The sequence below is a fragment of the Limnohabitans sp. genome (genome assembly GCF_040401495.1).
Taxonomy (GTDB): Bacteria; Pseudomonadota; Gammaproteobacteria; order Burkholderiales; family Burkholderiaceae_C; genus Limnohabitans.
This window is the reverse complement of record NZ_JBBAOI010000010.1, coordinates 52,419-77,187: the sequence shown is the minus strand read 5'-3', so window position 1 is coordinate 77,187 and position 24,769 is coordinate 52,419. Positions and strand designations below refer to the sequence as shown.

Genomic DNA, 24,769 nt, shown 5'->3' with positions numbered 1-24,769 from the left:
GTGGACCTTCAGCACCAAGGCGCAGGGCTTGGCAAAGCACTGCTCAAAGATGCGCTGCTGCGCACTGCGCAGGCGGCGGATATTGCCGGGATTCGTGCACTGTTGGTTCACGCCAAGGACGAGCCTGCCAGGCAGTGGTATCTCAATTGGGAGTTTGAACCCAGCCCATCTGACCCGTTTCACCTGTTCCTTTTGATGAAGGACATCAAGGCCATGGTGGGCAAAGCCTGAGATAAAAGTTCCGGGAATTTGGCCGGTTGATAAATTGCACGAAAAGGCCTTGAAGCCTTCCAATATTGACCGCCGGGGGTGCTGCGTAAAACTTGGACTTGTTGATGTCGTAAATCCAAGACTTGCTCGGTAGTCCATGCGCACAGCAGGACTCGAATCAAGATTCAAGTTCCCTCTGTAAGTCAATCCACGCTGAATCGAAACTCAGTTTTTTTGCCATGGGTGAGCTTGCATCGACAGTCCGCCAAAACGGGGCAAGGTCTTGCGTGCTACCGGTCCGGTTGTATTCTTCCCAAGCATGCTCCGCCACTATTTTGAGGAAGATGGACGTAGAGACTGGGCATGTGGCATCGCACTTGTGTTTCTCTGCCAGTTTACGTCTGAAAGCTTGTACCGAAATGGTTGAGCCTGGTGGAATTTTTTTCAACTCATCCGCGACTTCCACTGGGGCGGCTTTGCATTCATCTTCTCGCCCCATGTTTTTTTTGCTCTCGGCACTGCTTACTCTAGCAAAAACTTTTTCGCTTCTTTCAAAATTTTCAAGGCTTCGTCTTCTTTGCCTTCTTTGAAAAGACGTTCGCCCTCTTCGCGCATGGCCTTGGCTTTTTCAAGCTCGGCACCTGTTTTGGTGGTCTTGCCAAAAGCGTTGTCCACGTATTTCATTTCACAGGGAACGGGGCCTGGGCAATGGGCAAATGCCAAAGAGTTCATGGACAAAACCAAGATCAACCATAATTGCTTCATCATTTCCTCGCTAAATCAGTCATAGATTGATTTCAGTTTAGAACAACTCCATTTACACAGGCTTACACCGCCCCAACCAAGGTCTTTGCTATGCTGGTCAAACAAATCTGGACTGCCAACGCTTACCGTAACTTCAATTACCTCATTGCTTGTGCGCAAACTGGCGAGGCTTTAGCCATCGATCCGTTGGACAGCGCCAAATGCTTGCAAGTGGCCAAAGACGAGGGTTGGGAGATCACCCAAATATTAAATACACACGAACACCATGACCACATTGGCGGTAATCAAGCTGTGGTGGATGCTACAGGCGCCAAGGTGCTGGCGCATGCCAAAGCAGCGGGGGCTATACCCGGCATGTTTCGCGGTCTGTTGGCGGGTGACATCATCAAAGTGGGCAAGACAGTGGAATTGCAAGCGCTGGACACTCCGGGCCACACCTATTGCCATATTTGCTTGCGCTCTCACACAGATCAACCCGCTTTATTTTCAGGCGACACCTTGTTCAATGCGGGAGCTGGTAACTGCCACAACGGCGGCAATGTCAGCGATTTATTTCGCACCTTTGACGAGCAACTCAGCCGCCTGCCAGACAACACCTTGATTTACCCCGGCCACGATTACATCGAGAACAATTTACGTTTCACCTTGAACCGCGAACCAGGCAACCTAGTCGCCCAACAATTGCTTAGTCAGGTGAGCGGTCAAGATGTGAACCAACCCTATGTATCCAGCATGGCAACAGAGCGAGAGGTGAACACGTTTTTTCGCCTTGACAGTGAGCAAGTCGTGGCAGAGTTGAGAAAAAGTTTTCCAGACTTACCAGACCAAGCCGATGCGCAGACCGTGTTTAAAAAACTGCGCGAATTACGCAACAGTTGGTGACGCCTAGGGGGGGCTGAGGCGCTCGATGATGAAGTCGGCAGCCGCCAAAATATGTTCTCTGGCATGGGCTTCGGCCGTATCCCCGTCGCCACTGATGATGGACTGCAGCAAAGCCGCGTGCTGGTCCCAAATATCGCGCGGTTTTTCGTCTCGCATCAACACCTCTCCCATGACACGCTGGGTATAGGTCCAGTGGGTGTCCATGGTGGGTGCCACCAGCAGGTTTTCCGATAAGGAATACACAAAATGGTGAAACGCCATATCAGCGGCAATCAGGTCGCTGACAGAGCCACTTTTGGCAGCCTCGCGGCCTTTGTTGATGAATTCAGGCCCTTCACGCTTGGCAGCGGCGGCATTGTTCAGCGCTGCTTTGCGAAATGCCAAGCCCTCGATGACGGCACGCACGTCGTACATCTGTCGAATATGGTCGGGGTCCAAGGGGGCGACGATCAGACCGCGCCCAGGCGCATCGCGCAGCAGTCCTTGGTTGCGTAGCAACAGCAATGCTTGTTGAATGGGTTGGCGCGAGACACCGAGCTCAGCGGCAATTTGCTCTTGGATGATGCGCGTACCTGGTGCCAGTTTGCCCGCTGATATTTCTTTCAGTATGGCCTCATGCACTTGCTCGACAAGATTGGGTTGTACAGACAATATTTTCACAAAAGACACCTGTTGTTCTGATCATGTTCGACTCGGCGGTGCTTCGCGCCAGTCGCGCTCGGCCTCGTCCCAGGCGCTGAGGGCCTGTAAATCCGGCACCCACGCCAGCCCCGATTTTGCGTCAGATGAGGCCGCCTCGGGCGTGACCAGCACATCGAGCAGTGCGGGACGGTTTTGCATGGCCTTGGCAATGGCTTCGTCCAAATCTTCTTCGCGCTCTACGCGTTGGGCGTGCATGCCAAAACTTCGGGCCATAGCAGCGTGGTCAGCAAACTGCAAACGGGTGCCCACCACCTTGCCGTGCGTCTCTTGCTGGTCGCGTACCTCGATAGCCCACGAACCGTTGTTGGCCACCACGATCAATACAGGTGCTTGATGGCGAACCGCAGTGTCTATCTCCATGGCATTGAAGCCAAATGCACCGTCGCCGGTGGCCACGACCACGATGCGGTCGGAGTGAACCAAGCTTGCCGCCACACCAAAGGGCGTCCCGATACCAATACATCCCAAGGAGCCTGGATCGAGGTAAGTAGTGGCAGGTAAGCCCACCCTGGTGAATGACAAAAAGTCTCCACCATCGGCCACCACCACGCTGTTAGCAGGCAGGGCTTTGCGTAAAGCAGCTAACAAGCGATTGGGGTGCATTAACCCATCGCTGCCTGCAGGTGCTTGTTGCATGCTTAGCTGCAATTTATGGGCGCGGCTCACATGCTGTTCACGCAAGCTTCTCGCCCACGCCAAGTCCGTTGCAGCTTGACGGCCTTTGGCCGCTTCCATGATGGCCAGCAAGGACTGGTTCACGTCCGCTAGCAATTCCACTGTCCCGCGTCGGTTGTCACGCAACTCGGCGGTGTTGTCTGCCAGTCGTAAAAATTGGGCTTCACCAAATACGGCAGGCGAGCCAAAGGCCAATTGGAAATCCAGTTTTCGGCCCAGGGTGACAACCACATCGGCTTGGCTCATCACATTGCCTCGCATCGCGGCAACCACAGAGGGGTGGTCTTCTGGCACCAAGCCCTTGCTTTCGCCCGTGTCCAAATACACCGCCCCCAAGAGGCTGAGCAGTTGCTGCAAAGCGGGACCAGCTTTTCTAGCGCCTCTGCCGGAGATGAACAAGGGGCGTTTGGCATGCCAAAGCAAATCGACGGCAGCAGCCACATCCTGCGGTGAGGGGGAGCTGATGGGGGCTTCACGCTTAATGAAAAATTCTGGCAACTGCACCGCCAGAGGAACCGCACTGCGCAAAGTGTCCACAGGGAAGTCCAAATAAGCAGGCCCGCTGTCGGCCCCATGCCCCAAAGCACGGGATACCGCTTCGTTCAGTTCTTGCAACACCAAGGCAGGGTGGCGCACACTGCGTGCATAGCGGGTGATGCCTTCCACCATGTCGGTGTGGTTCAAGTCTTGCAAGCCCCCACGGTTGTCCTGAGCGGTGGGCGAGGTGCCAGACAGCACCAGCACGCTGGCGCGGGCCACATGCGCATTGGCAATGCCGGTGATGGCGTTGGTCACCCCTGGGCCAGCGGTGACCAACGCCACGCCCAAGCCATGCGTCAATTCGGCTTCTGCGTGGGCCATATAAACAGCGGCGCGTTCATCGCGCACATCAATCAAGCGAATGCCGTGGGCGTCCAAGCGCATCCAAATTGGCATGATGTGGCCGCCGCACAAGCCATAGACCCGCTTGACGCCTTGGTTGACCAAAAAACGTGCGATCAAATCGGCCACAGACTGTTCAACCGAAGTAACTGCTTGCATAGGTATCCTTATGAAAGATAGAAAAATTGAGGGAAAACGCTGAATGTATTCTGAATTCAGAATACTATACTGTGGGCCTGAATATCGTAAAGCACGAGAAAACCCTATTGGATTTTGAAGGAAAACAACTTTGCGACGAACTCTCAATATCTCTGACATGGTTCGCAGCCATGCCCGTTTACGTCCGCAAGCCACAGGATGCTTGGACTCCAAACGAAGCTTGTCATTTGAACAATGGGACAAACGAGCCAGTGGCTTGGCGCAAGGCTTGATGGCCAAGGGTTTACAAGCGGGTGAGCGCGTGGCTTTATTGGCCTATAACAGCATCGAGTGGATGGAAATCTATGTTGCACTGGCTCGAGTCGGTTTGGTGGCTGTGCCCATGAATTTCCGCCTGACAGCGCCAGAGTTGCTCTACATCATGCAAGACGCACAGGTGGCAGGTGTGATTGCGGGACATGATCTGCACCCCCTCATAGAGGAAGTCCGCCAACAACTGCCCTTGAAGGCCTGCGTGGTGTTTGGTGGGCCGCCAGCCTCAGGCTGGCTGGCTTATGAAGAGGTGGTCAATACGCCATTGGTCAACCCCCAATGGCCCGATGTCAGCCCCAAAGACATATGTGCACTGATGTACACCTCGGGCACCACAGGCAAACCCAAAGGCGCACTGCGCAGCCACGAGGCCAGTACCCTGATTGCCTTTGCCACCGCCATGGAGATGGGTTTCAGCCGCCAAGACAAAGCTTTATTGGTAATGCCCTTGTGCCATGCCAACTCCTTGTATTTCGCCAACACCTTCATCCACTTAGGGGCCTGTGTCGTCATTGATGACAGCGCCAGCTTTAACCCCGAAGGTCTGTTGCAAAACTTGGCGCAACACACCATCACCTTCACCTCATTGGTACCCACGCACTACATCATGGTGCTGGGCTTGGCTAACCAGATCAAGGCTCGCTATGCCTTGGCCAGTGTTGCGCGGCTATTGATTTCCTCGGCACCTGCCAGCGAGCGTCTAAAGCGTGACATCATGGCCTTATTTGAAAACGGCAGTCTTTACGAGTTGTATGGCTCAACCGAAGCTGGTTGGGTGACCTTGCTTCGACCCGAAGACCAACTCACCAAACTCGGTTCGGTGGGGCGTGAATGGGCGGGCAGCGGCCCTATCAAATTGTTGAATGAAAAACGTCAAGAAGTGCCTGATGGCGAAGTGGGTGAATTATTTTCATGCACACCTTACGCCTTTGAAGGTTATTGGCAGTCCCCGCAAAAAACCGCAGAGGCCTTTGACGGCGAATGGGTGTCCGTTGGCGACATGGCCAAGCGAGACGCAGATGGCTACATCTGGCTGATAGACCGCAAGAGCAATATGATCATCAGCGGTGGCGAGAATGTTTACCCAAGTGAAGTCGAAAACGTGCTTTCTTCTCACCCAGACATTCAAGAGGTAGCGGTGGTGGGCGTACCCCATCCCAAGTGGGGAGAAAGTGTGTTGGCCGCAGTGGTGCTGAGGGCGCAAGCGTCAGCTACCAGCCAAGCTTTGCAAGACTTTTGCAGCAGTCGTTTGGCAGGTTACAAACGTCCACGTCAGTTTGTTTTTCTGCAAAGCCAAGATTTGCCCCGCACTGCGACTGGAAAAATTGTGCACAGACATTTGCGGCAGAAGTTCATCGACGCTTTCAAGCCGCAGGCACTCACTTAAGGTTTTGCTCTCGGCCTTTTCGCACACACTGCAAAGTTTGGTGCCAAAACTGCGGGCCTGATCCTCCATATTCCATAGGCAAATTCATCATGCCCATGTGGGCTGACTCAAGTTCCTTGAAGCTGTAAAAGCTCATCAGGCCGCGGCTGTCCATATCAAAGTAAGCCGTGCAGTTAGCACCTATTTCGCTTAAAGCGGGTTTTTGTGCGTGGGCGCATTCATGGAAGTACACAAAGTCCCATTGGGCGGGCGTACCTTTGGCGGTTCTTTGGTAGGCCTGTGCGTCAATGATGATGGTGGGCCAGTCGTTGGCATCAAGGCGCATGACTGCCACGGCCCTGCCCAATTCGGGGTCGCGTTCGCTCGGTGTGCTGTAGGTGTTCCATACCTCTGTGGCGAAACCCGAGAAACCGTTGCGCGTGACGGGACACTGAACCTCTTCACCATTGGAGAGGGTGAAAGCATTGCTCAGTGAGTGCGCAAACAGCAGCAAGTTGATCAGGGCTAATTTCACGAGCAAAAAGTAAAGTGAATTCATGGTTTAAAGCCATCGAAAAAGGTGAAAAAAAAGGCTGCCAAAGCAGCCTTGAAAGATGGGTAAGCAAGCAGTCCGCGACGATGCTTGCTCTCTCATCTGAGGATGTTAAAAACTTATTTTTCCAGCTTAAATACCATCACAGTACCGCCCTGAGGAACAGCTTTTTTGGTGTTGTCAAGGGCGTTGATGCCCGATTGCATACGCTCTGCGTCAATTCCCCAACCGGCTTGAACCGCAATGTATTGCTCGCCATTGACTTCAAAGGAGGAGGGTACAGCGGTCACGCCAGAAGGCATGCTGTATTGCCACAGTACCTTGCCGTTGGTAGCGTCAAACGCACGGAAGATTCGGTCGTTGGTACCACCTGTGAACAACAGGTTTCCACCTGTGGTCAAGAGAGGCGCCCAAATGGCGCGGTCGTATTTGTGCGACCAAGCCATTTTCCCGGTGTTCAAATCCCAAGCTTGCAGTTCGCCAATGCTGTCGGGCTTTTTGCCATCTTGGTAGCGCAAGCTACCCAACACACCCTCAATGGGATAACCGATGTAAAGGTCACCCTTTTTGTAGGCTGCTGGGTCAGCTGCAGGAAGCTCTGAGCACAGGTGGTTGTTGGCAGGTATATAGAAGAGCTTGGTTTTGGGACTCCAAGCTTCTGGGGGCCAATCTTTGCCACCCCACAAAGAGGGACAGAAGGTCACGGCTTTACCCATGCCAGGCTTTTTGCTCATGTCATAGGTGGGACGGCCCGTCTTGTTGTCTATGCTTTTGAACACATCGTTGTAGACGTAGGGAACACCGTTGACATAGTCGATTTTGCCGCTGGCCTGACGGTCCAGCATCCACAGGTAGCCATTGCGCCCAGCATGGACTGCACCTTTGACTTTTCGACCATTGATTTCTGTGTCGATCAGCACAGGCGCACTCACCTCATCCCAGTCCCATGCGTCGTTTTGGTGGTATTGATGGTGACCCTTGATCTTGCCGGTGTCCAAATCCAATGCGATGGTGGAGGTGGTGTAGAGGTTGTCACCGTCACGGCCTTCAGTTGGCCAAGGAGCGGGGTTGCCCGTGCCCCAATACGCAATATTGGTAGCGGGGTCGTAACTGCCAGTGATCCAGATACTGCCGCCACCATTTTTGTGGGTGTCGCCAGGCCAAGTATCGCCACCGGGCTCGCCAGGGGCGGCCGTGGTGTAGGTGCGCCAAACTTCTTTGCCAGAATTGGCATCAAAGGCGGCCACGTAGCCACGCACACCAGTTTCGCCACCGGAGGAGCCCACCAAAATCTTGCCTTTGGCTGCCAAAGGCGCCAAAGTGATGTAGTGCAAGGCTTTGACATCGCCTACCGTGGTGTCCCATACGACCTTGCCTGTTTTAGCGTCCAAGGCGATCAGGTGCGCGTCAACCGTGCCCACATAGACTTTGTCGCCATAAAGCGCCACGCCACGGTTGGTGTTGTGCAGCATCAGCAAGTCGGCAGGAATTTCTTTCTTGTAACGCCAGAGTTCTTCACCTGTGATGGCGTTCAAAGCAATCACCTGACCGTTGGGCGTGGTGATGTACATATAGCCGTTGTTCACAATGGGGGGAGATTGGTGGCCTTCGGTCACGCCAGTGGAGAAGGACCAAGCCAGATCAAGCTTCTTGACGTTGCCAGCGTTGATTTTCTCTAGAGGACTGTAGCCCCAGCCTTGGTAGTTGCCGCGGTACATCAACCAGTTTTTAGCCTCTGGGTTGATCAACCGAGCATCGGTTACGGGTTCATAGGGGCCAAGCTTGGTATCTGCGTGAGCCACTATGGCACAAGCACCCATCACTGCGATGAACAGTTTCTTTGTCAAATGACTCATTATTTTTCTCCTGAAAGTGAGTCGTGTAAAAAACCAGAGTTAGGAACCCTGGTTGGCGGGGGAACTGGGGGCAATGGCGAGAAATTCGCCGTCGAGCTTCAAGCTAAAACTGGGCAGGGGACGGGAGGCTGGGCCATCAACGACTTTGGCGCCATCCAACAGGTCGAACTTCGAGGCATGGCAAAAACACACCAACACTTTTTCTTTGGCAATCCAAGTTTTGACATCACAAGCCTGATGGGTACAAAGTGCCGAGTAAGCCAAAACGCCACCGGCTGAGCGTTCTCTGGTGGAGGCCTCCATTTGGTCTTCGGGTAAACGAATCAACACCAGTTTGTTGGCGCGGGACTCATTCTTGGGTTTTCCCGCTTTGGCATCAAAGGGAAACACCAGCAAAGGTTTAGCCACTTTCAAGTCGCTGGGGCGAAGGGGGGAGAAATCTTTCTCTGCATCCGCATCAACCAACAAAAGGGTCGTTGATTCAGCCAAGGCATTGCTTGACATAAAGGGCAGCGATGCGACTAACCCAGAGCCAAGCATTTGCAACACCTGACGACGATCCAAGTCAGAGCAGTAGGTGTTTCCAGCGCAACCATTGCATGTAGAAGAGTTTTTAAGTTCCATATATTTTTTGATTTCAAAGCCCTTGGAGCAGCAGAAAACTTTGAATGTAGTATTCTGAATTCAGAATACACCTAGGATTTTCCCTCAAAGGGTTTGTGCTAGAGAGGTATATGGGTACTTATTAGCTCTTTTTATTTGGACTGCAACATTGATGGGCTGACTAAAATCATCCAAAACCTGAACAAATTCGCATGAAACCCACTCAAATTCAAAAAGACCTTTTCTGGGTTTTCTTACTGGTCTTGGTTTTTGCAGGTGTGGCGACCCTCACGGAGTTGCAAGAACACGTGGCTTTGTTCAGTCAAAACTACGAAGCCTTGCAACTCGATGAGTTGCCGTTGACACTGCTTGTCTTGAGTCTGGGCTTATGGTGGTTTGCTTGGCGGCGTACCCAAGAAGCCCACGCCCAATTACAAGAGCGCATTCGTTCTGAACTCAAAGTGCAAGAACTCCTAAAGCACAACAGCGACTTGCTGCAAAGACTGTTTACCGCCGAGGAAGACGAGCGCTTGGCCTTGTCAAGAGAGCTTCATGATGAAATGGGACAAACCAGCACAGCCATCCGTACTGAAGTAGCCGTGTTGCAGCGCAGTGGACAGCTTCACCCGGCGGGCGAAGAGTCTGTCAAGCGCATTTCTAAGTCAGCCCAGCATCTGTCTCAAATGACACGGCAGATGTTGCAGCGTTTGCGCCCACCTGCACTCGACAGCATGGGTTTAGAACAGGCCTTGAGGGCTTTGTGTGATGACTGGCAAAACAGCACCCAAACGGTTTGTGAATTCACGATATTGCCCGTTCCTGAGGGTTTAAATGACTATGCTTGCGTGACTGTTTACCGTATCGTGCAAGAAGCATTAACCAATGTCACACGACACGCCAATGCCAAACATGTATTGGTAAAACTAACGATTGATTCGCAAGGACTGAACTTGAAAATTGAGGACGATGGTCAGGGTATGGCGGATACCCAAGCAGTACACCAAGGCTTTGGTATCTTGGGTATGCAAGAGCGTGTCGCCAGTGTGGCGGGCCGCATGTCCATCAGCAGTAAATTGGGTCAGGGTGTGCGTTTGGCCATTGAGATCCCTAAGGAGTCTTTGTGATTCGTGTTCTTTTGATTGATGACCATCCGGTTGTCCGAACAGGCTACAAGCGGTTGTTGTTGCAAGAGCCCGGCCTTGAGGTGGTCGCCGAGGCCTCCAATGCTGATGAGGGCTACCAAGCATTTCTGCTGCATCATCCCGATGTCACTGTCACCGATGTCTCCATGCCAGGCGCTGGAGGTTTAACTTTGCTGCAAAAGATTTTGCAAAGGCAAGCCGATGCCAAGGTTTTAGTGTGCAGCATGTACGACTCCGCTCAACTTGTTCAACGTGCTTTTGACAGTGGGGCCAAGGGATTTGTGTCTAAAAATGCAGAACCCGAAGAACTGGTGCGAGCCGTGCAAGCGGTTTTTCGCGGGCAGCAATACCTCAGTCAAGGCTTGCATACAGAAACTTTGAGCGGCGAATTTGCACAGGAAGCTCAACGCATTGCCTCATTGTCGCCACGTGAGTATGAAATTTTTCGGCTATTGGCCTTGGGGCACACCATTACAGAATGTGCCGATGTGTTGTGCGTCAGCCATAAAACCATATCGAACAACCAAACGCAAATCAAAGAAAAATTGCACTTGGAAACCATGACGGCGCTGGTGCATTTAGCCCAGCGCCATCAGGTGATTGAAGTGGTGGGTTCTTAAAACTTATAGCGCATACCCAACAACAGTGAACGTGTCGCACCAGGCGCCACAAACTTAGCAACGGTTTGCTCGCCAGAAGTTCCGTTCAAGGTTGAGCCATCGAGTGCAAAGTTGTTCGCGGCTATCAAGCCATAGGTTTCATAACGCTTGTTCAAGGCGTTGTTGATTTTTCCGAAAAACTCTAAACCCTTTTCAGCTTTGTAGGTGGCAGACAGGTTGAGCAGCGTATAGCCTTTGATGCTGGCGTCGGCCGAGGCTGGCGCTGCAGTTTCATCTATGCCCACCAAGCCGTCTTCATTGCCTTGGGTAATGAGCCTAGAAGTGCTGACAGTTGAAGCGCCAAGAGATAGCTTTTCGCTGGCTTGCCAATCAAGGTGAAGTTTCAAAGTGTTCATCGGCAGTCCTGCCATGCGGGTTCCTGGGGTGATGGTCATGGTTCTGTCGCCCGACATCAAACTGGCTGTGTCTTGGTAAGTGGCATACAAATAGCTGTACTGGGTGCGTAAGCTCCATACGCCCCAAGACTTGCTGGCACTCAGGTCAACCCCTTGGTAACGGGTTTTGGAAAAATTGTCAAAGTAACCCATGCCAGCGGTGGCACTGGGCGTGAACAAAATATCGTTTTTGTTGTTGGTGGTGTAGGCGGAAACGGCCAAGGCGTAGTTGCGTTCGTTTTTCCAGCGCATGCCCACTTCGATGGTTTGCGACACCACTTGCTTCAACTCTGGGTCGGCTTGCAAGCCTGTAGGCAGTTGGCAGGGGTTGGCTGAGTCAGCACAGCCCAACTCAATCACGGTGGGTACACGGTTGCTTTGGCCAATATTGCCAAAGAAGGTCATGCTGTCGTTCAACTTGTGCGTCAAGCCCAATGAGGGGTTGAATTTTTTGTAAGTGAATGTTTCTTTGGCGGCCACCACACCAGCTTGCCAAACATTATTTGCGTCGTAGTAATCGGTCAGGGTGTTGCTGACGGTGGAACGGTTGTACCTGCCTGCGAAGGTGACATAGGTGGCAGGCGTCAAGGTGTAGGTGTCGGCAAGGTAAATGCCTAAAGCCGTGGTGTTGCCCACTACACCTGCGGTAGTTTTAGCAGCTGTGCAGCCGCTGGTGGAAACTTCTCGGGTATCGGTGTTTAAGGGACATTGTTCTTCAGTAGAGGTGTAGCTGCTTTTGCTTTTATCCAGTGCCGCGCCTACTGTGAGTTGGTGGGCATCCCATATTTTCGTGAGGTTGGTCGCCACGCCATAGCTGTTTTGCGAGGTGGTGGAGCGGCGGATCAGGCCGTCTATGGTGTCGTCGGGTGTCAGGAAATCATTGCAACCGGCACCGTCTCCATCATCACACTCCACATCACCCCCTATGCGGTTTTGCGTGCTTCGGCGGACATAGGCCGTGGCTGAAAGCTCGGTGTTGGCGTCAAGCACACGTTGAAAATTGAAGGTCAGTAAGTTGGTGGTGTTTTTGGTTTCATCAGGGTAGGAGTACACAGCATTGCGATTGCGCTCGTACAAACCTGCAACGCCTGAGGCGGTGGTTTCATCAAGCCCCGCGTAATTGGTGCTGGGCGTCAAGCCATTGCCCATCAGTTTGCTGTTGCCTGACAAAAAACTCACATCCCAGTTGCTGTCGTTTTGGGTGCGTCCCACTTTGACAAACAAATTTTGCAAGTTGCCAGCGGACTCATCGCGCCAACCTTGTTCACTGAAGGCGCTGCCAGCGATAAAGCGGTGCCAACCGTCTTCAGACTTGCTGCCATGGGTGAGGTCTATTTTGGTGCGGCCAAAACTGCCCAATGAAAGCCCCAATTCATTGCCTTGGGTGGTCAATCCAGATTTGGTGGTGAAAGCCAGCGCTCCACCGAGGGTGTTCAATCCATAAATGGGGTTGGAGCCTGGCACCAATGTGACATTGTCAAAAGCTGCTTCGGGAAACATATCCCAATTCACCACATCGCCAAAGGGTTCGTTCACACGGACACCATCGAGGTAGACCGACAAACCTTGCGATGCGCCTAAAGTGGCGGATGCTCGTAAGCCGCGGTATGTGACATCTGACTGGTAAGGACTGCCCTGTATGTCGTTGACATTCACGCCGTTGAGGTTTTCAGTCATGTATTCACTGAGGTTAAGTGAATTGCCTTGGCGTAAAGTGGCACTATTGAACGTTTGTACGTCGTAAGGCAGCTTGCTTTTTTCAATGCCTATGCCTGGCAGTGGTGAAGTGTTGACCACTTGCACCTCTTTCAAAGTGTTAGCGGGATCGGAGGCGTTTTGCGCATAGGCATGGGTGGCCATGCTGCTTGCAAGTACTAAGCAAAACAACGGATTTTGCAAAGGTTTATTTAAAAACATAGAGCACTTTTTCAACAAATTGACATGAACTGCACTCTAGGTGCTACTTTAGGATTCACCTAGGGAAAAATTCCTGTGAAAAATAAATCGCCATGGAATCGAAATAGCCGGCTAAAACAGTTGTTCCAAAATGAGAATTTGAGAGACCCTACTAGGGCTTCCCCTAGGGTATTAAGAGCCATTAATTAGTAATATGTCTGCTGTCCGCATCCCTCAATCAAGGAAGTATTTATGAGCCTTCAACTTCAAGTCAACGGTAAAACCGTTCAGTCCCATTCCGACGCAGACACGCCTCTGCTGTGGGTTCTTCGCGATGAACTCGGCATGACCGGAACCAAATTTGGTTGCGGCGCAGGCCTGTGCGGCGCATGTACCGTGCATGTCAACGGTGAAGCCGTTCGTTCTTGCCAAACCCAAATCGGAACAGCCGCTGGCCAAAAAGTCAGCACCGTCGAAAGCCTTGGCGCCACTGGCAGCCACGCCCTGCAAAAAGCATGGGTCAAACACCAAGTTCCCCAGTGTGGCTACTGCCAATCTGGTCAGCTCATGAGCGCTGCGGCACTCCTTAGCAAAAACAAAAACCCCAGCGATGCAGACATTGATGCCGCCATGGCTGGCAACATCTGCCGTTGCGGTACTTACACCCGTATCCGTGCTGCTGTGAAAGACGCTGCATCCATGATGCGCAAAGCCTAATTCAAAGGAAATAAACCATGATGAGCACACAAACCAATCGTCGCGACTTCCTTAAAACCACCACCGTCACCACCTCCGGCCTAGTCTTGGGTGTGGTGTTGCCTGGCACAGTCGCTGAAACCATGGCCGCTGGCACATTGCACACCCCCAATGCATGGGTGCATATTGCCGACGACAACACCATCACTCTTATTTCTGCACGTTCAGAAATGGGCCAAGGTGTTTACACCTCTATGCCCATGTTGATCGCTGAAGAGTTGAACATCGACGTCACCAAAATCAAAGTGGCTGCAGGCGCACCTAACGCTGTTTACGTCAACGCTTTGTTGGGCGCCATGATCACTGGTGGCTCCACCTCTGTTCGTGAAGGCTACGAAAAACTGCGTATCGCTGGCGCACAAGTGCGCGAAATGTTGGTTGGCGCTGCAGCTGCTGAGTGGGGCGTTCCTGTCAGCGCAGTCAAAGCTGACAACGGCATGTTGATGGGCCCAGGCGGCAAAAAAGCCACTTACGGCCAAATGGCTGAAGCTGCTTCCAAGCAGCCCGTGCCTGAAAAACCCGCCATCAAAGCTGCCAAAGACTTCCGCGTCGTTGGCAAGCGCATTCCCCGTACCGACGTGCCTGCCAAAGTCAATGGCACTGCCGAGTTCGGTATCGACGTCAAATTGCCCGGCATGGTTTACGCCAGCTTGGAGCAGTGCCCCGTCATCGGCGGCAAAGTGGTTAGCGTTGACAGCGCAGCCGCCAAAGCCATGGCTGGCGTGGTGGATGTGGTTGAAATCCCTGACGGCGTTGCTGTTGTGGCCGCCACTTACTGGCAAGCTGTCAAAGCTCGTAAAGCTTTGAAAATCACTTGGAACAACGGTGCTGGCGCTTCTTTGTCAACCGCTTCCATGTTGGCTAGCCACAAAGAAGCTGCTGCTTCTGGCAAGGTCCTGCCCATCCAGCCTGCCAAAGGCGATGCTTCAGGTGCCATCGCTGGTGCTGCTAAGAAACTTAGCGCTACCTACGTCACACCTTTGCAATCACACTCTCCTCTGGAGCCCATGAACTTCACTGCCCACGTTACTGGTGGTAAAGCTCGTTTAATTGGCCCAACCCAGTTCCAGCAAGGCGCTCAAGGCGCTGCTGCTGCAGCTTTGGGCATGAAGCCAGAAGACGTTTCTGTAGAAACCACCTTCTTGGGTGGTGGCTTCGGTCGTCGTATCGAGTTGGACTTCGTTGTACAAGCTGCCCAAATCTCTAAAGCTGTCAAATTGCCAGTTAAGTTGATCTGGTCACGTGAAGACGACATGACCCATGACTTCTATCGTCCCGTTGGTTTCAACCAATTGAGCGCTGGCTTGGATGCCAACGGCATGCCTGTCGGTTTGCACTTCAAAGTCACTTCACAGTCCATCACACAACGTGCTTTCGGCTTGCCAAAAGACACCATGGACCCCTTCATGGTGGAAGCCGCTGTTGCGCCTTACAACATAGCTAACACACAGCACGACCTCGTCATCCATGATGCAGGTTTGCGTGTAGGTTACTGGCGTGGTGTGAGCCACAACATGAACTGTTTCGCCAACGAAAGCTTTGTTGACGAGATGGCTCTGGCTGCTGGCAAAGACCCCGTCGAATACCGTATGGCCATGTTGGAAGGTAAGCCCCGTTTCCAAAACGTGCTCAAGTTGGCAACTGCCAAGGCTGGCTACAGCAAAGGTGCTCCTAACGGACGTGCCTTCGGTGTTGCCATCATGGAAGGCTATGACACCTACGTCGCAGTCGTTGCTGAAATCAGCAAAGGCGCTGACGGCGAAGTCAAAGTTCACAAAGCAACTGTCGCTGCCGACATGGGCATCATTGTGAACCCAGAAATCGTTGAGCAACAAATCCAGTCTATGGTCATCATGGGCATGGGTACTGCTCTGAAGCAAGCCATCACCATCGAAGGCGGCGTGATTCAGCAAACCAACTTCAATACCTACGCCATGGTTCGTACCAACGAATCACCCTTGGTAGATATTATTTTGGTCAAGAGCGCAGAGAAGCCCGGCGGTATTGGTGAACCTGTCACCGCTACCATCGTCCCAGCTCTGGCCAACGCTGTTGCCAAGCTCACTGGTAAGCGTGTTCGCAACCTGCCTATCACTGGCAAAGCGATTCAAGAAGCTTAAATCTCCCTCTGATCTACCCAACTGCTTATGCGGGGTTGGGTGGTTCAGAAAGATAAACCTTCTAAGAGCGGCTAACCCCGCTCTTTTTTTTCGTCTTTAAAAAGGAGTCAATATGTCTAAACCAGTGATCGGGTTTATTGGAGTGGGTTTCATGGGCGCAGGCATGGCCAAAAACTTGGTGACCAAGGGCTACAGCTTGGTCATCATGGGGAACAAAAACCGCGAACCTGTAGAACGCTTGAAAGCACTGGGTGCCACCGAAGCTACTTCTGCCAAAGCGTTGGCACAGCAATGCGACATCGTGCACCTGTGCGTAACCGGTTCACCGCAGGTGGAGTCGTTGATGAACGGCCCCAACGGCATTTTTGCCAGTGGCAAAAAGGGGCTTATCGTGATCGACTGCTCAACCTCCAACCCAGTTTCAACCAAGCAGCTTGCTGAAGTTGCCAAGGCACAAGGCATGCATTTCATCGATGCGCCGCTGGGCAGAACACCCGTGGAAGCCGAGGCAGGTACTTTGGACGCCATGGTGGGAGCGGACGATGCTGTGTTTGCCACGGTGAAACCTGTTATTGAATGTTGGGCCGCCAACATTGTGCATTTGGGCCCCGTAGGCTTGGGCCACACCATGAAGCTGGTGAACAACTTTTTGGCCATGGGTTATGCCGCTTTGTTCTCAGAGGCATTGTCCATCGCCCGAAAATCGGGTTTAAGCAAAGAGCAGTTTCATGCAGTGATTGGATCTGGCAGGATGCGCAGCCCTTTTTACGATACTTTCATAAAGTGGACCATGGACGGCGACCGCCATGCCCACAAGTTCACCATCAGCAATGCCCACAAAGACATGCGCTACATGGCGAGTCTTGCCAATGAAATTGGAGCGTTGGCCCCTATTCAGGCGATGGTGAAAAACTCTTTTGCAGCCATGGAAGCGCAAGGAGAGGGTCAGTTGTTTGTCCCCATGCTGGCAGATTTTGTGGCCGAGCAAAATGGCTTAGCCCCATCGCACCAACGCTAGAAGAAAAAAAACCACCTCAGAGCTTGAGGTGGTTTTCACAAAGAGCTTGAGAAACTATTTCTTTTGGACAGTACTTAAGAAATCGATGATGCTTTTGATTTCTTCATCTGGAATGATGCCGCCCCAAGTGGGCATGCCCAAGTCTGGTCTGCCTTTGGTGATGGTGGTGAAAGCCACATCTTTCCATTCGTCCTTATAGCGCAGGTTAAGCTTGCGTAAATCACGCTCCATGACTGGCGAAGCCCCGTTAGCGCCATGACAATGAGAACATTTGTTATTGAAGACAGACTTGGCTTCATCAGGGCTTAAGCCTGCATTGGCAACCACCCACTCAGTTTTTGGCTGGTCTTTCACGCCTACTCGCACAAAGCCCGACTTGGCGGGTGCGTGCTGAGCAGTCAAAGTGGGAACTGCAGGTACAGTGGATTGGGTGCTACGAACCAAATCGATGGGAGATTGCGTGGGAAAGCCATATTTCACCACCAGTTTGGCAATTTCAGGTTCTAGCTCATTCAAGGCTTGGTTGATTTGGTCTTTCAAGCCAGGCTTAGATTTAGAAACCGCCACAGCGACCTGACCGCCCAAGCTTTCACCACGAACAGGCAACACTTGCCAGCGGCTGTTGAATTGCTTGAGGTTGTCAAAGCCAGCACTGGGGCCCCACATCAAAGCCAAGTCAACCTCGCCCTTGTTAAGCGCTTCAAACAATTGTTCATGGGTACGAAAGGTATTCCATGTGTGGCCTTCACGGGTAGCCAACAAAATTTGGGGGGGGGAGCCGAACATCACACCCACACGTTTGCCTTTGAGGTCAGCCAAACCTCTGAAGGTTTGGCCTGCAGGTGCCACGATGGCATAGCTGACACTCAAAAACGCATTGCTTTTCTCAACGCCTTTGACACGGTACTCAGCATCAGCGGGTAAAGCGAAGTAAGCATCGCAGCCTTCCATGGTATTGCGCAAAGCACGGCGTTGGTTAAAAGACAACCACCACACGTACTCCACCGTGGTGCCCAATCGTTTACCCACCATTTCAGCCAAGTCGATATACAAACCCTTGTCGGGACCTTCTGACTTGCTAAAGGGCAGGTTATCGGGGTCAGAACACACACGCAAGGGTTCAGCAGCTAAGGCTAAAGACGAGGTCATCGCTGCCAAAATAAAAGCAGTTATGCGCACACGTGTAGAGTTCATATTCAGCTTAAACATTTAAAAACTCCGCAAAAAATAAAATGATGACTTTGAAAAAACTGTTCAACACAGTGCTTTAAAAGTAAACCTTGATTTGAAAAAAACACCGCCCCGAAGGGCGGTATCTTCATCACAACAACTGATATCAGTTCAAAGTGAATACAAACAAGGTGCCGCCTTCAGGGCTGGCAGCAACCATTTTTTCACCCAAAGCGCCCAAGAAAGCGGGAATGGATTGTGTGCGGCCTGACACCACGGCGATGTACTGCTTGCCGTCCAAGGTGTAGGAGATAGGTGCAGCAGAGATGCCTGAACCTGTAGCGAACTTCCACAGCTCTTTACCTGTTTTAGCGTCATTGGCACGGAAAGTACCTTTGAGGTCACCGGAGAACACCAAACCAGTTTTGGTGGTCATGGTGCCGCCGCCCCAAGGCAGTTCGTCTTTGTTGAACCAAACTTCTTTTTGTGCAACGGGATCCCATGCTTTCAAACCACCGCCGTGGCCACCAGGACCGACTTTGCCCAAGTCAAAGTTCACGCCCAAGTAGAACTGGCCGCGCTTGTACTCTTCTTGAACGCCTTCGAGGTCCATACACAGATTAAGTGTGGGGATGTAGACCAAGCCGGTGTTGGGGTTGTAGGACATGGGCATCCAGTTTTTGCCGCCCAACAAGTTGGGGCAAATGTCTTTGGCCCATTTTTTCAACTGGGGACGCTTGACGTTACCAGCGGTTTCAATGGGTGAACCTGTTTTAAGGTCAATACCAGTGGCCCAGTTCACGCCGTTCACGAATTGCTTGGCAGAGATCAACTTGCCGTTGGCACGGTCGATCACATAGAAGAAGCCGTTACGGTTGGCTTGCATGATGACAGGCACTTTTTTGCCGTCAACAGGCAGGTCAGCAAACACGAGTTCGTTCACGCCGTCATAGTCCCATGCGTCATGGGGTGTGAACTGGTAATGCCAAACGATGTTGCCAGTGTCAGGGTTCAAAGCAACCACTGAGGCGGTGTACAAGTTGGAGAACTTGCCGATGTCAGAGGTGTCATTGCCACGAACAGCAGCTGTCCAAGGAGAAGGATTGCTGGTGCCGTAGTAAACCAAGTTCAATTTAGGATCGTAAGAACCGACGTTCCAAGCAGCGCCGCCGCCAGTTTTGCCAGAGTCGCCCTTCCAAGTGTCAGCATTTTTTTCATTGCCAATTGGCACGGTATGAGTACGCCAAACTTCTTTGCCGGTACCTTGGTCAAGAGCTACCAACGCACCACGTGCACCGTACTCGCCGCCGCCGAAACCGGTGATGACCAAGTTTTTAGCGATGGTGGGGGGGGAAGTGATGACGGAACCTTGGGTGTAGTCAACCACTTTGGTTGTCCACAGTTCTTTGCCCGTTTTAGAGTCCAAAGCAGATACTTGGGCGTCAAGGCGACCAATGAAGATCTTGCCATCGTTGTAAGCCGCACCGCGGTTGTTGACGTCGCAGCAAGCGTATTGGTCAATCGCTTTTGGCATTTCGGGAGACCACTTCCAGCGAAGATCACCGGTTTTGGCGTTCACAGCAAAAACGTTTTTGGGACCGAAAGAAGAAGTCACGTATAAAGTGTCGCCAACCAAAATGGGGGACGATTCTTGTGAGCGGTTGGAGCCGAGTTGCAGCGCCCATTTGACAGACAGCTTGTTCACGTTGGCGGCAGTAACTTGTGTACCTTCGCTATAACGTGTGTTGCCGGTGTCACCACCGTAGGTTGGCCAGCTTTGGGCACTGGCCAGCGTTGCTGCGCCCAAGGCGGCAGCCAACGCGGCTGATTTAACTAACAGTTTCATACAGGTTCCTTCAGGGTTAAATAAAGAACAACGGGAAATACACTAACCAGCATATTTTCAAAGACTTGTATAAGACTAGCCCTAGCAGAAACCCTAGTTGGGTTATTCCAGATATAAAAATTCTCAAAAAGAAACACGGCTGACATTCAGATGTAAGTTTACTTACGGTTATGAGTAAGTTTTCGATAAGTTAGGGGGTGAAATCGAGCAATCGCATACGCAAATGCCCCCCTTGGAAAAATTGGGCTGTGGTGGGTTCATCGCGTTCGAATTGCGCCAAACCTACGCCTGGGCAATACCACTCCCTTGTCAGCAGGGGGGTTGGTTGATAGGTGCGGGTATCGTCATGCCACAGCATCAACTCCATTTGCCCGTCAACACGGACACATTGCTCAAAGCGTCCTGCTGGGGTGTCCAGCGATACTTCCAGCGCACCTAAGGTGTAAACCATGGGCACGCTTTTGTATTTATCGATATTGCGAAATTCTGCAGGCGTTTCATTGCGCCTACGCAAAAAATAAGGGAGGGTGTTGTGCTTCCATTGGGTGCCCACAGTCAAGGTGTTGGGCAGAACTTGGCGGGGTTCTTCGTCCATCACGGCTTGCTCTTGCAGTGGTGACTTCATAGCGACTCGAGCCACACCCTTGTCAGTGATTTGAAACCAGTACTCATGGCCATTGCTGCTTCGGCGCAGCCAAGCTGTCGAGCCATCTGCCAGTGTGGCACTGCCCAAGTTGTGAAACTCCATTGTTTGTTTAACCGTTTTACCTTCTGGGTTGTCGTACACCGTTTCTATTTCATAGCTCCACCGTTTGCCCGCACCAAGGGGAAACAAAGCGTTGTCGTTGGCCGGCTTGTCACACCCTGAGAGCACCAGCAGGCTGCAAGCAGCAAGGAATAAGCAGCGCATGGTCATTTCTCTGGCACTTGAGGTGTAGGCAAGTCCAAAATCTTCACCTCTTGCTCGTCAGTGCCGGGGTTGAGCCAACTTGGTCCTTTACCGTTACCTGCCTTGACTTCAGCTGTACCCATTTGCGGCACGCCCTCGCGGCCTTTTTTCATGCCATCGGCAATTTGCTCATGAAGGACTCGGGAGTAGGGGAGTTGGTAGGCACGTGGGTGCATCACGCTTTTACCTTCCTCGATGGGGGTCACCCACATGTACAAAGCGCCAGGGAATTTGCCGCGTGGTTCATCCACAATCGCGGCAATCATCACAAAGCGTGGTGGCAGGGCGTCGGTGCTGGGCAATCCCAACAAGGAATGCACACTGGCAAAGCCGAAGAAATAAAACCCCGTCACGCCGATGGCCAGCAAGCCTTTGAGCCAACGCGGCCAGTGCGAAAAAACCAAGGCCAATGCCAACAAAAAAGCAAAAATAACGAAGACAAGAATAAAGGTAAGCGACATATTAAAAAGACTTAACAAGAATTTTGGGGATGGTGTTGATATTGTCGACACCGCCATTGGGAGTGACTGTAAAGCGAGTCATGGTCACCTCTTTGCCACGGCTCTCGAGTGTGGCTTGTCCGTAGTAAACCACCTCGGCTTTGGGATTGACCTTGATCACTGACAAAGTAGCTTCAACCGGTTGCCCTGTTTGCGGGTCGTTGCGGTCAATTTCTTTGGTTTCATAGTAATGTGCATTGACCACATACTCACCCGGGACGATGCTGCGAATAGTCACCACTTCTTGGCGCAAAGGGTTGACCACCTTTTTGCCATTGATCATGATGGTGTTGTTGGAGTTGCCTCTGTCATCGCGGTCTAGGTGCATCAGGTCAGCCTCGCGATTGCGAAACCAAACGCTCTCGCCAGATGGGCCTTGCACCCACAAATCTAAATCATTGGGGTTCAAGTCAGGCCACGACAGCGTGATGATGAATTCGGCTTTAGCAGGTATGTCGCCAGACTTCAAGGCCTTGGGGTTCATGGCCAACAAGGCAATGATGAAGCAAAACACAAAAGCAATGAGCATGTTGAACAACATGTCGTAAAAGGGGTCAACCTCGGGTTCGCGAGAGTGTCTGAGCTTGCGCATAAAACGGCTGTGATTAGCGAGCGATTCGCATACCGTGGCGCTGCGCCTGCGCCACCAAATCATCGGCAAACCGATCCATGCGGGTGAGTTGAAGCCCCAGCAAGATATTGCCGACCAAGCCCACCATGGTGGTCAGCAATGCAACGCCAAGACCTGAGGTGAGATTGCGAAGAAGATCTTGGGCTTGCGAGGGATCAAAGCTTTGGATCTGGCCAATTTGCATGGCAAGCACTGAAAAACCAATCACTTTGCCAAGCAAACCAAGCTTGAGTTGAACGCCATTGACCCACCATGCAGTGGAATGTGGGCCATGGGTATGCTCCATCAACAAGTCAAGCGGTGCGCCGCTGTCTTGGGGGTTCAAGGCCAAAGCATTCCAGTATTCACCTGCCCAGCCCTCGGCTTGCACCATGAACTCCACACCCGAAGCGCTGGCCAGAGACAGCAAATCTCTTTGCCGCGTGAGTTCTTTAGAGCGTACCCCGCACCACAAAGTGGACACAGCAAAAACGATGATGATGACCAGAGTGATACCTGTAGGGTCAGAGCTAAGAAGTAAATGCCATACCCCTTGAATGCCCAGCAACCAAGTGGCAAATACAAACAAGCCTACCAAAACCAACCACTCAAACCACAATGGCTCGACTTCCCAATGAGGGTTTTGTTTCTTCAGGTTTTGGAAAAAAGACTTCAAGTGAACTGCCTAATAAGAAGAGGGCGGATGATAACGGACGAGGACATCCATACGACAAGTTATCGGAAAGTCACGATTCACTTGGGTGAATTAAGCCCAGACGATGGGCAATCAAAATAAGTTCAGAGAGATTACCAAGTTGAAGCTTTTGCTTGATGCTGTACAAATGTGTTGAAACAGTTGATTCAGATAAATTGAGTCTTTCGGCCACTTGCGGCAATGAAAGCCCTTTTGCAAATTGCAAGAAAACTCCAAACTCTCTGGCAGAAAGATCTTCAAGCGGATCAATGCCGCCATCGAGTTCACTGAGAAATAACTTTTGCGATAAATCAGGTTCAACAAAACGTTTTTTCTGAGCTACGGTTTTAACCGCTTCATACAAAGTTTGGTGTGCAGATTTTTTGGACAAATAGCCCAATGCACCAAAAGCCAATGCACGTTTGAGATAAATAAATTCTTCATGTGCCGTGAGAACAATGATTTTGGCCTTGGGATATTTATCCAAAAACCGCTTGATCGTTTCAATGCCCCCCATACCTGGTAAATCAATTTCTAAAATGACGATGTCGGGTTGATGAAGTTTGTACAAATTCAAAGCTTCTTCCCCGCTGGATGCTTCAGCGACCACAGCAATATTTTCAAACGTCATGAGCAAACGTTTAAAACCAGCTCGCACCAGCAAATGGTCGTCAATCAGCATCAAATTAAGCGTAGCCATCTGCAATAAAAATCAATTGGATTTGAATTTTTGAAGCGATGCGGCACTGGAGTTGATAGTGTTGACCATGCAGTGAACCATAGGCGTTTCAAAAATCCCATGCCCAGCGCTCTCGACCCATTGCAGTCGACTGCGGGGGATTTTTTGGTGAATATCCCAGCTGGATTCCGGTCTGCACACCCAGTCCAGTCGGCCCTGTAAAAGATCAATCTGAATATCAGTAAGACTGCTCAGATGAGGTAACAAGCCTTCTTCAGGAAAGAAGCATAGGTTTTGAAGGTAGTGACTTTGAATCTTGTATTTACCCATTAACTTATCTGCTTCGTGTGGGCTCAAGGGCGTGACGGATGAATCTGCAAAGCTACGTTGCAACAATGCGTTTTCCCATGTGTTCCAAGACTGTGCCAACTTAAGCGCTGTTTCCTTGTTTGCCTCCAAGATATGAGAGCAAAGGTAATGGCAAATATTGTCCTGAAATTTGTCCGGAATATGTTCGACCAGTTTTTTCCAAGCATCAGGCATGAATTGCTTGGCATCTTGGAAAAACCATTTCAAGTCACTGCGCCTAGAAAGAAAGGTATTTCTAAGAACAGCTCCACTGAAAACCTCAGGGTGTTGGCAGGCATAAGCCAAGGCAAGACCCGCTCCCCAAGAGCCGCCAATCACCAACCATTTTTCAATATTCAAATGCTTTCGCAAGCGCTCAATGTCATGAATCAAATGTGGTGTGTCGTTGTTGAATAAAAGATTCTGAGCATTGCTGCGACCGCAGCCTCTTTGATCAAACAGGATGGCCCTGCAGAGGTTGGGATCAAAAAATTGTCGGTGTCGTGCACTGCAGCCACTGCCAGGCCCGCCATGCAGAAAAATCACAGGAACGCCTTGGGGATTTCCGCACTCTTCAAAATAAACTGTGTGTCCATCCTCCTCAGGAAGCAGCCCATGATGAAAAGGTGTAATGGGTGGAAATAAGTCCGTAGGGGTTTGATTCAACATCCTCAGAATATAGGCGCAACTAAAGTTTGAAAGATAAGCATGTGTTGAGACTAGGGATTTCCCTAGGGCCGACTCATGAAATTCACGAGGGCAAATTCCTTGAATTATGGAGTTAGAAAACACCTGTACCCAGCATAATAAGCACTTGTGTTCGGAATGACTCTGTTCACGATTTACCGTGATTTACGGCTTCCATTAGGAGATTCACCATGAAATGGCAAACCCCTGCAGCAAGCGACATGCGTTTCGGTTTCGAAATTACCATGTACATTGCAAACCGTTAATTTGACGGTGGTCTGTTGAGGCAACTCAACAGACCTTTCAAATTCTTTGATGATTTCCGCGCTTGACGC

At 51.4% G+C, this 24,769-nt stretch carries 24 protein-coding genes; 9 read left to right on the top strand and 15 right to left on the bottom strand.

Annotated elements, in window-relative coordinates; translation table 11 throughout:
- Positions 1-231 (top strand): N-acetyltransferase (locus AC9UEO_RS08370; RefSeq protein ID WP_509532085.1); only part of this gene is annotated, 231 nt, incomplete at its 5' end.
- 501 nt (positions 232-732) lie between these two features.
- On the opposite strand, the gene AC9UEO_RS08365 is transcribed toward AC9UEO_RS08370, so the two are convergent.
- Complete coding sequence (locus AC9UEO_RS08365; RefSeq protein ID WP_509532084.1) at positions 733-975, bottom strand: hypothetical protein; 243 nt, start codon at positions 973-975, stop codon at positions 733-735.
- A gap of 90 nt (positions 976-1,065) precedes the next feature.
- Here AC9UEO_RS08365 and AC9UEO_RS08360 point away from each other — a divergent pair, with 90 nt between their 5' ends.
- Positions 1,066-1,857: a hydroxyacylglutathione hydrolase gene (locus AC9UEO_RS08360; protein WP_509532083.1), complete on the top strand. Its 792-nt coding sequence runs from the start codon at positions 1,066-1,068 to the stop codon at positions 1,855-1,857.
- A gap of 3 nt (positions 1,858-1,860) precedes the next feature.
- On the opposite strand, the gene AC9UEO_RS08355 is transcribed toward AC9UEO_RS08360, so the two are convergent.
- Positions 1,861-2,517 carry a GntR family transcriptional regulator gene (locus tag AC9UEO_RS08355; protein ID WP_509532081.1) on the bottom strand — a complete coding sequence of 219 codons (657 nt, stop codon included), beginning with the start codon at positions 2,515-2,517 and terminating at the stop codon, positions 1,861-1,863.
- A 21-nt stretch (positions 2,518-2,538) separates the two neighbouring features.
- Positions 2,539-4,275: a 2-hydroxyacyl-CoA lyase gene (locus AC9UEO_RS08350; RefSeq protein WP_509532079.1), complete on the bottom strand. Its 1,737-nt coding sequence runs from the start codon at positions 4,273-4,275 to the stop codon at positions 2,539-2,541.
- 130 nt (positions 4,276-4,405) lie between these two features.
- Here AC9UEO_RS08350 and AC9UEO_RS08345 point away from each other — a divergent pair, with 130 nt between their 5' ends.
- Positions 4,406-5,974, top strand: coding sequence for a class I adenylate-forming enzyme family protein (locus AC9UEO_RS08345; RefSeq protein WP_509532077.1), 1,569 nt, complete (start codon positions 4,406-4,408; stop codon positions 5,972-5,974).
- On the opposite strand, the gene AC9UEO_RS08340 is transcribed toward AC9UEO_RS08345, so the two are convergent.
- The 3 genes from AC9UEO_RS08340 to AC9UEO_RS08330 all read right to left on the bottom strand — a co-directional run bounded on the left by AC9UEO_RS08340 (position 5,967) and on the right by AC9UEO_RS08330 (position 8,926).
- Complete coding sequence (locus AC9UEO_RS08340; RefSeq protein WP_509532075.1) at positions 5,967-6,512, bottom strand: hypothetical protein; 546 nt, start codon at positions 6,510-6,512, stop codon at positions 5,967-5,969. The two genes, AC9UEO_RS08345 and AC9UEO_RS08340, sit on opposite strands and share 8 nt — an antisense overlap.
- 113 nt (positions 6,513-6,625) lie before the next feature.
- A complete protein-coding gene (locus AC9UEO_RS08335; protein WP_509532073.1) occupies positions 6,626-8,362 on the bottom strand; it encodes a PQQ-dependent dehydrogenase, methanol/ethanol family in 1,737 nt (578 codons plus the stop codon).
- 39 nt (positions 8,363-8,401) lie between these two features.
- Positions 8,402-8,926: a QcrA and Rieske domain-containing protein gene (locus tag AC9UEO_RS08330; RefSeq protein WP_509532072.1), complete on the bottom strand. Its 525-nt coding sequence runs from the start codon at positions 8,924-8,926 to the stop codon at positions 8,402-8,404.
- Between the two features lie 251 nt (positions 8,927-9,177).
- Here AC9UEO_RS08330 and AC9UEO_RS08325 point away from each other — a divergent pair, with 251 nt between their 5' ends.
- The gene (locus AC9UEO_RS08325) at positions 9,178-10,089 is read left to right on the top strand and encodes a histidine kinase (protein WP_509532070.1); all 912 of its coding nucleotides are present in this window, start codon (positions 9,178-9,180) and stop codon (positions 10,087-10,089) included.
- On the top strand, positions 10,086-10,727 hold the full coding sequence (locus AC9UEO_RS08320) for a response regulator transcription factor (protein ID WP_509532069.1): 642 nt from the start codon (positions 10,086-10,088) through the stop codon (positions 10,725-10,727). Before AC9UEO_RS08325 ends, AC9UEO_RS08320 begins: the two co-directional genes overlap by 4 nt.
- On the opposite strand, the gene AC9UEO_RS08315 is transcribed toward AC9UEO_RS08320, so the two are convergent.
- Positions 10,724-13,021 (bottom strand): TonB-dependent receptor, encoded by a 2,298-nt coding sequence (locus AC9UEO_RS08315; protein WP_509532067.1) that lies wholly within the window; start codon positions 13,019-13,021, stop codon positions 10,724-10,726. The genes AC9UEO_RS08320 and AC9UEO_RS08315 overlap by 4 nt on opposite strands.
- 288 nt (positions 13,022-13,309) lie before the next feature.
- Here AC9UEO_RS08315 and AC9UEO_RS08310 point away from each other — a divergent pair, with 288 nt between their 5' ends.
- The 3 genes from AC9UEO_RS08310 (at position 13,310) to AC9UEO_RS08300 (ending at position 16,951) form a co-directional block, all read left to right on the top strand.
- Entirely contained in the window at positions 13,310-13,774 is a 465-nt protein-coding gene (locus tag AC9UEO_RS08310; RefSeq protein ID WP_509532066.1) for a (2Fe-2S)-binding protein, read from the top strand.
- 17 nt (positions 13,775-13,791) lie between these two features.
- On the top strand, positions 13,792-15,933 hold the full coding sequence (locus tag AC9UEO_RS08305; protein ID WP_509532064.1) for a xanthine dehydrogenase family protein molybdopterin-binding subunit: 2,142 nt from the start codon (positions 13,792-13,794) through the stop codon (positions 15,931-15,933).
- Between the two features lie 112 nt (positions 15,934-16,045).
- Positions 16,046-16,951 (top strand): NAD(P)-dependent oxidoreductase, encoded by a 906-nt coding sequence (locus tag AC9UEO_RS08300; RefSeq protein ID WP_509532062.1) that lies wholly within the window; start codon positions 16,046-16,048, stop codon positions 16,949-16,951.
- A gap of 54 nt (positions 16,952-17,005) precedes the next feature.
- On the opposite strand, the gene AC9UEO_RS08295 is transcribed toward AC9UEO_RS08300, so the two are convergent.
- The 8 genes from AC9UEO_RS08295 to pip all read right to left on the bottom strand — a co-directional run bounded on the left by AC9UEO_RS08295 (position 17,006) and on the right by pip (position 24,539).
- Positions 17,006-18,160, bottom strand: coding sequence for a c-type cytochrome (locus AC9UEO_RS08295; RefSeq protein ID WP_509532060.1), 1,155 nt, complete (start codon positions 18,158-18,160; stop codon positions 17,006-17,008).
- 127 nt (positions 18,161-18,287) lie between these two features.
- Entirely contained in the window at positions 18,288-19,967 is a 1,680-nt protein-coding gene (locus tag AC9UEO_RS08290; protein ID WP_509532058.1) for a PQQ-dependent dehydrogenase, methanol/ethanol family, read from the bottom strand.
- Between the two features lie 190 nt (positions 19,968-20,157).
- Positions 20,158-20,877, bottom strand: a complete 720-nt coding sequence (locus AC9UEO_RS08285; protein WP_509532057.1) for a hypothetical protein — start codon at positions 20,875-20,877, stop codon at positions 20,158-20,160.
- Between the two features lie 2 nt (positions 20,878-20,879).
- Positions 20,880-21,377: a hypothetical protein gene (locus AC9UEO_RS08280; RefSeq protein WP_509532055.1), complete on the bottom strand. Its 498-nt coding sequence runs from the start codon at positions 21,375-21,377 to the stop codon at positions 20,880-20,882.
- 1 nt (position 21,378) lies between these two features.
- Positions 21,379-22,008 (bottom strand): DUF2135 domain-containing protein, encoded by a 630-nt coding sequence (locus tag AC9UEO_RS08275; protein WP_509532053.1) that lies wholly within the window; start codon positions 22,006-22,008, stop codon positions 21,379-21,381.
- A gap of 13 nt (positions 22,009-22,021) precedes the next feature.
- Positions 22,022-22,702 (bottom strand): hypothetical protein, encoded by a 681-nt coding sequence (locus AC9UEO_RS08270; protein WP_509532051.1) that lies wholly within the window; start codon positions 22,700-22,702, stop codon positions 22,022-22,024.
- A gap of 70 nt (positions 22,703-22,772) precedes the next feature.
- Positions 22,773-23,402, bottom strand: coding sequence for a response regulator (locus AC9UEO_RS08265; RefSeq protein WP_509532049.1), 630 nt, complete (start codon positions 23,400-23,402; stop codon positions 22,773-22,775).
- A gap of 30 nt (positions 23,403-23,432) precedes the next feature.
- Positions 23,433-24,539, bottom strand: a complete 1,107-nt coding sequence (gene pip, locus AC9UEO_RS08260) for a prolyl aminopeptidase (protein ID WP_509532047.1) — start codon at positions 24,537-24,539, stop codon at positions 23,433-23,435.
- Positions 24,540-24,625: 86 nt separating this feature from the next.
- Here pip and pqqA point away from each other — a divergent pair, with 86 nt between their 5' ends.
- Positions 24,626-24,700 (top strand): pyrroloquinoline quinone precursor peptide PqqA, encoded by a 75-nt coding sequence (pqqA, locus tag AC9UEO_RS08255; protein ID WP_506610519.1) that lies wholly within the window; start codon positions 24,626-24,628, stop codon positions 24,698-24,700.
- The last annotated feature ends 69 nt before the right edge of the window (positions 24,701-24,769 follow it).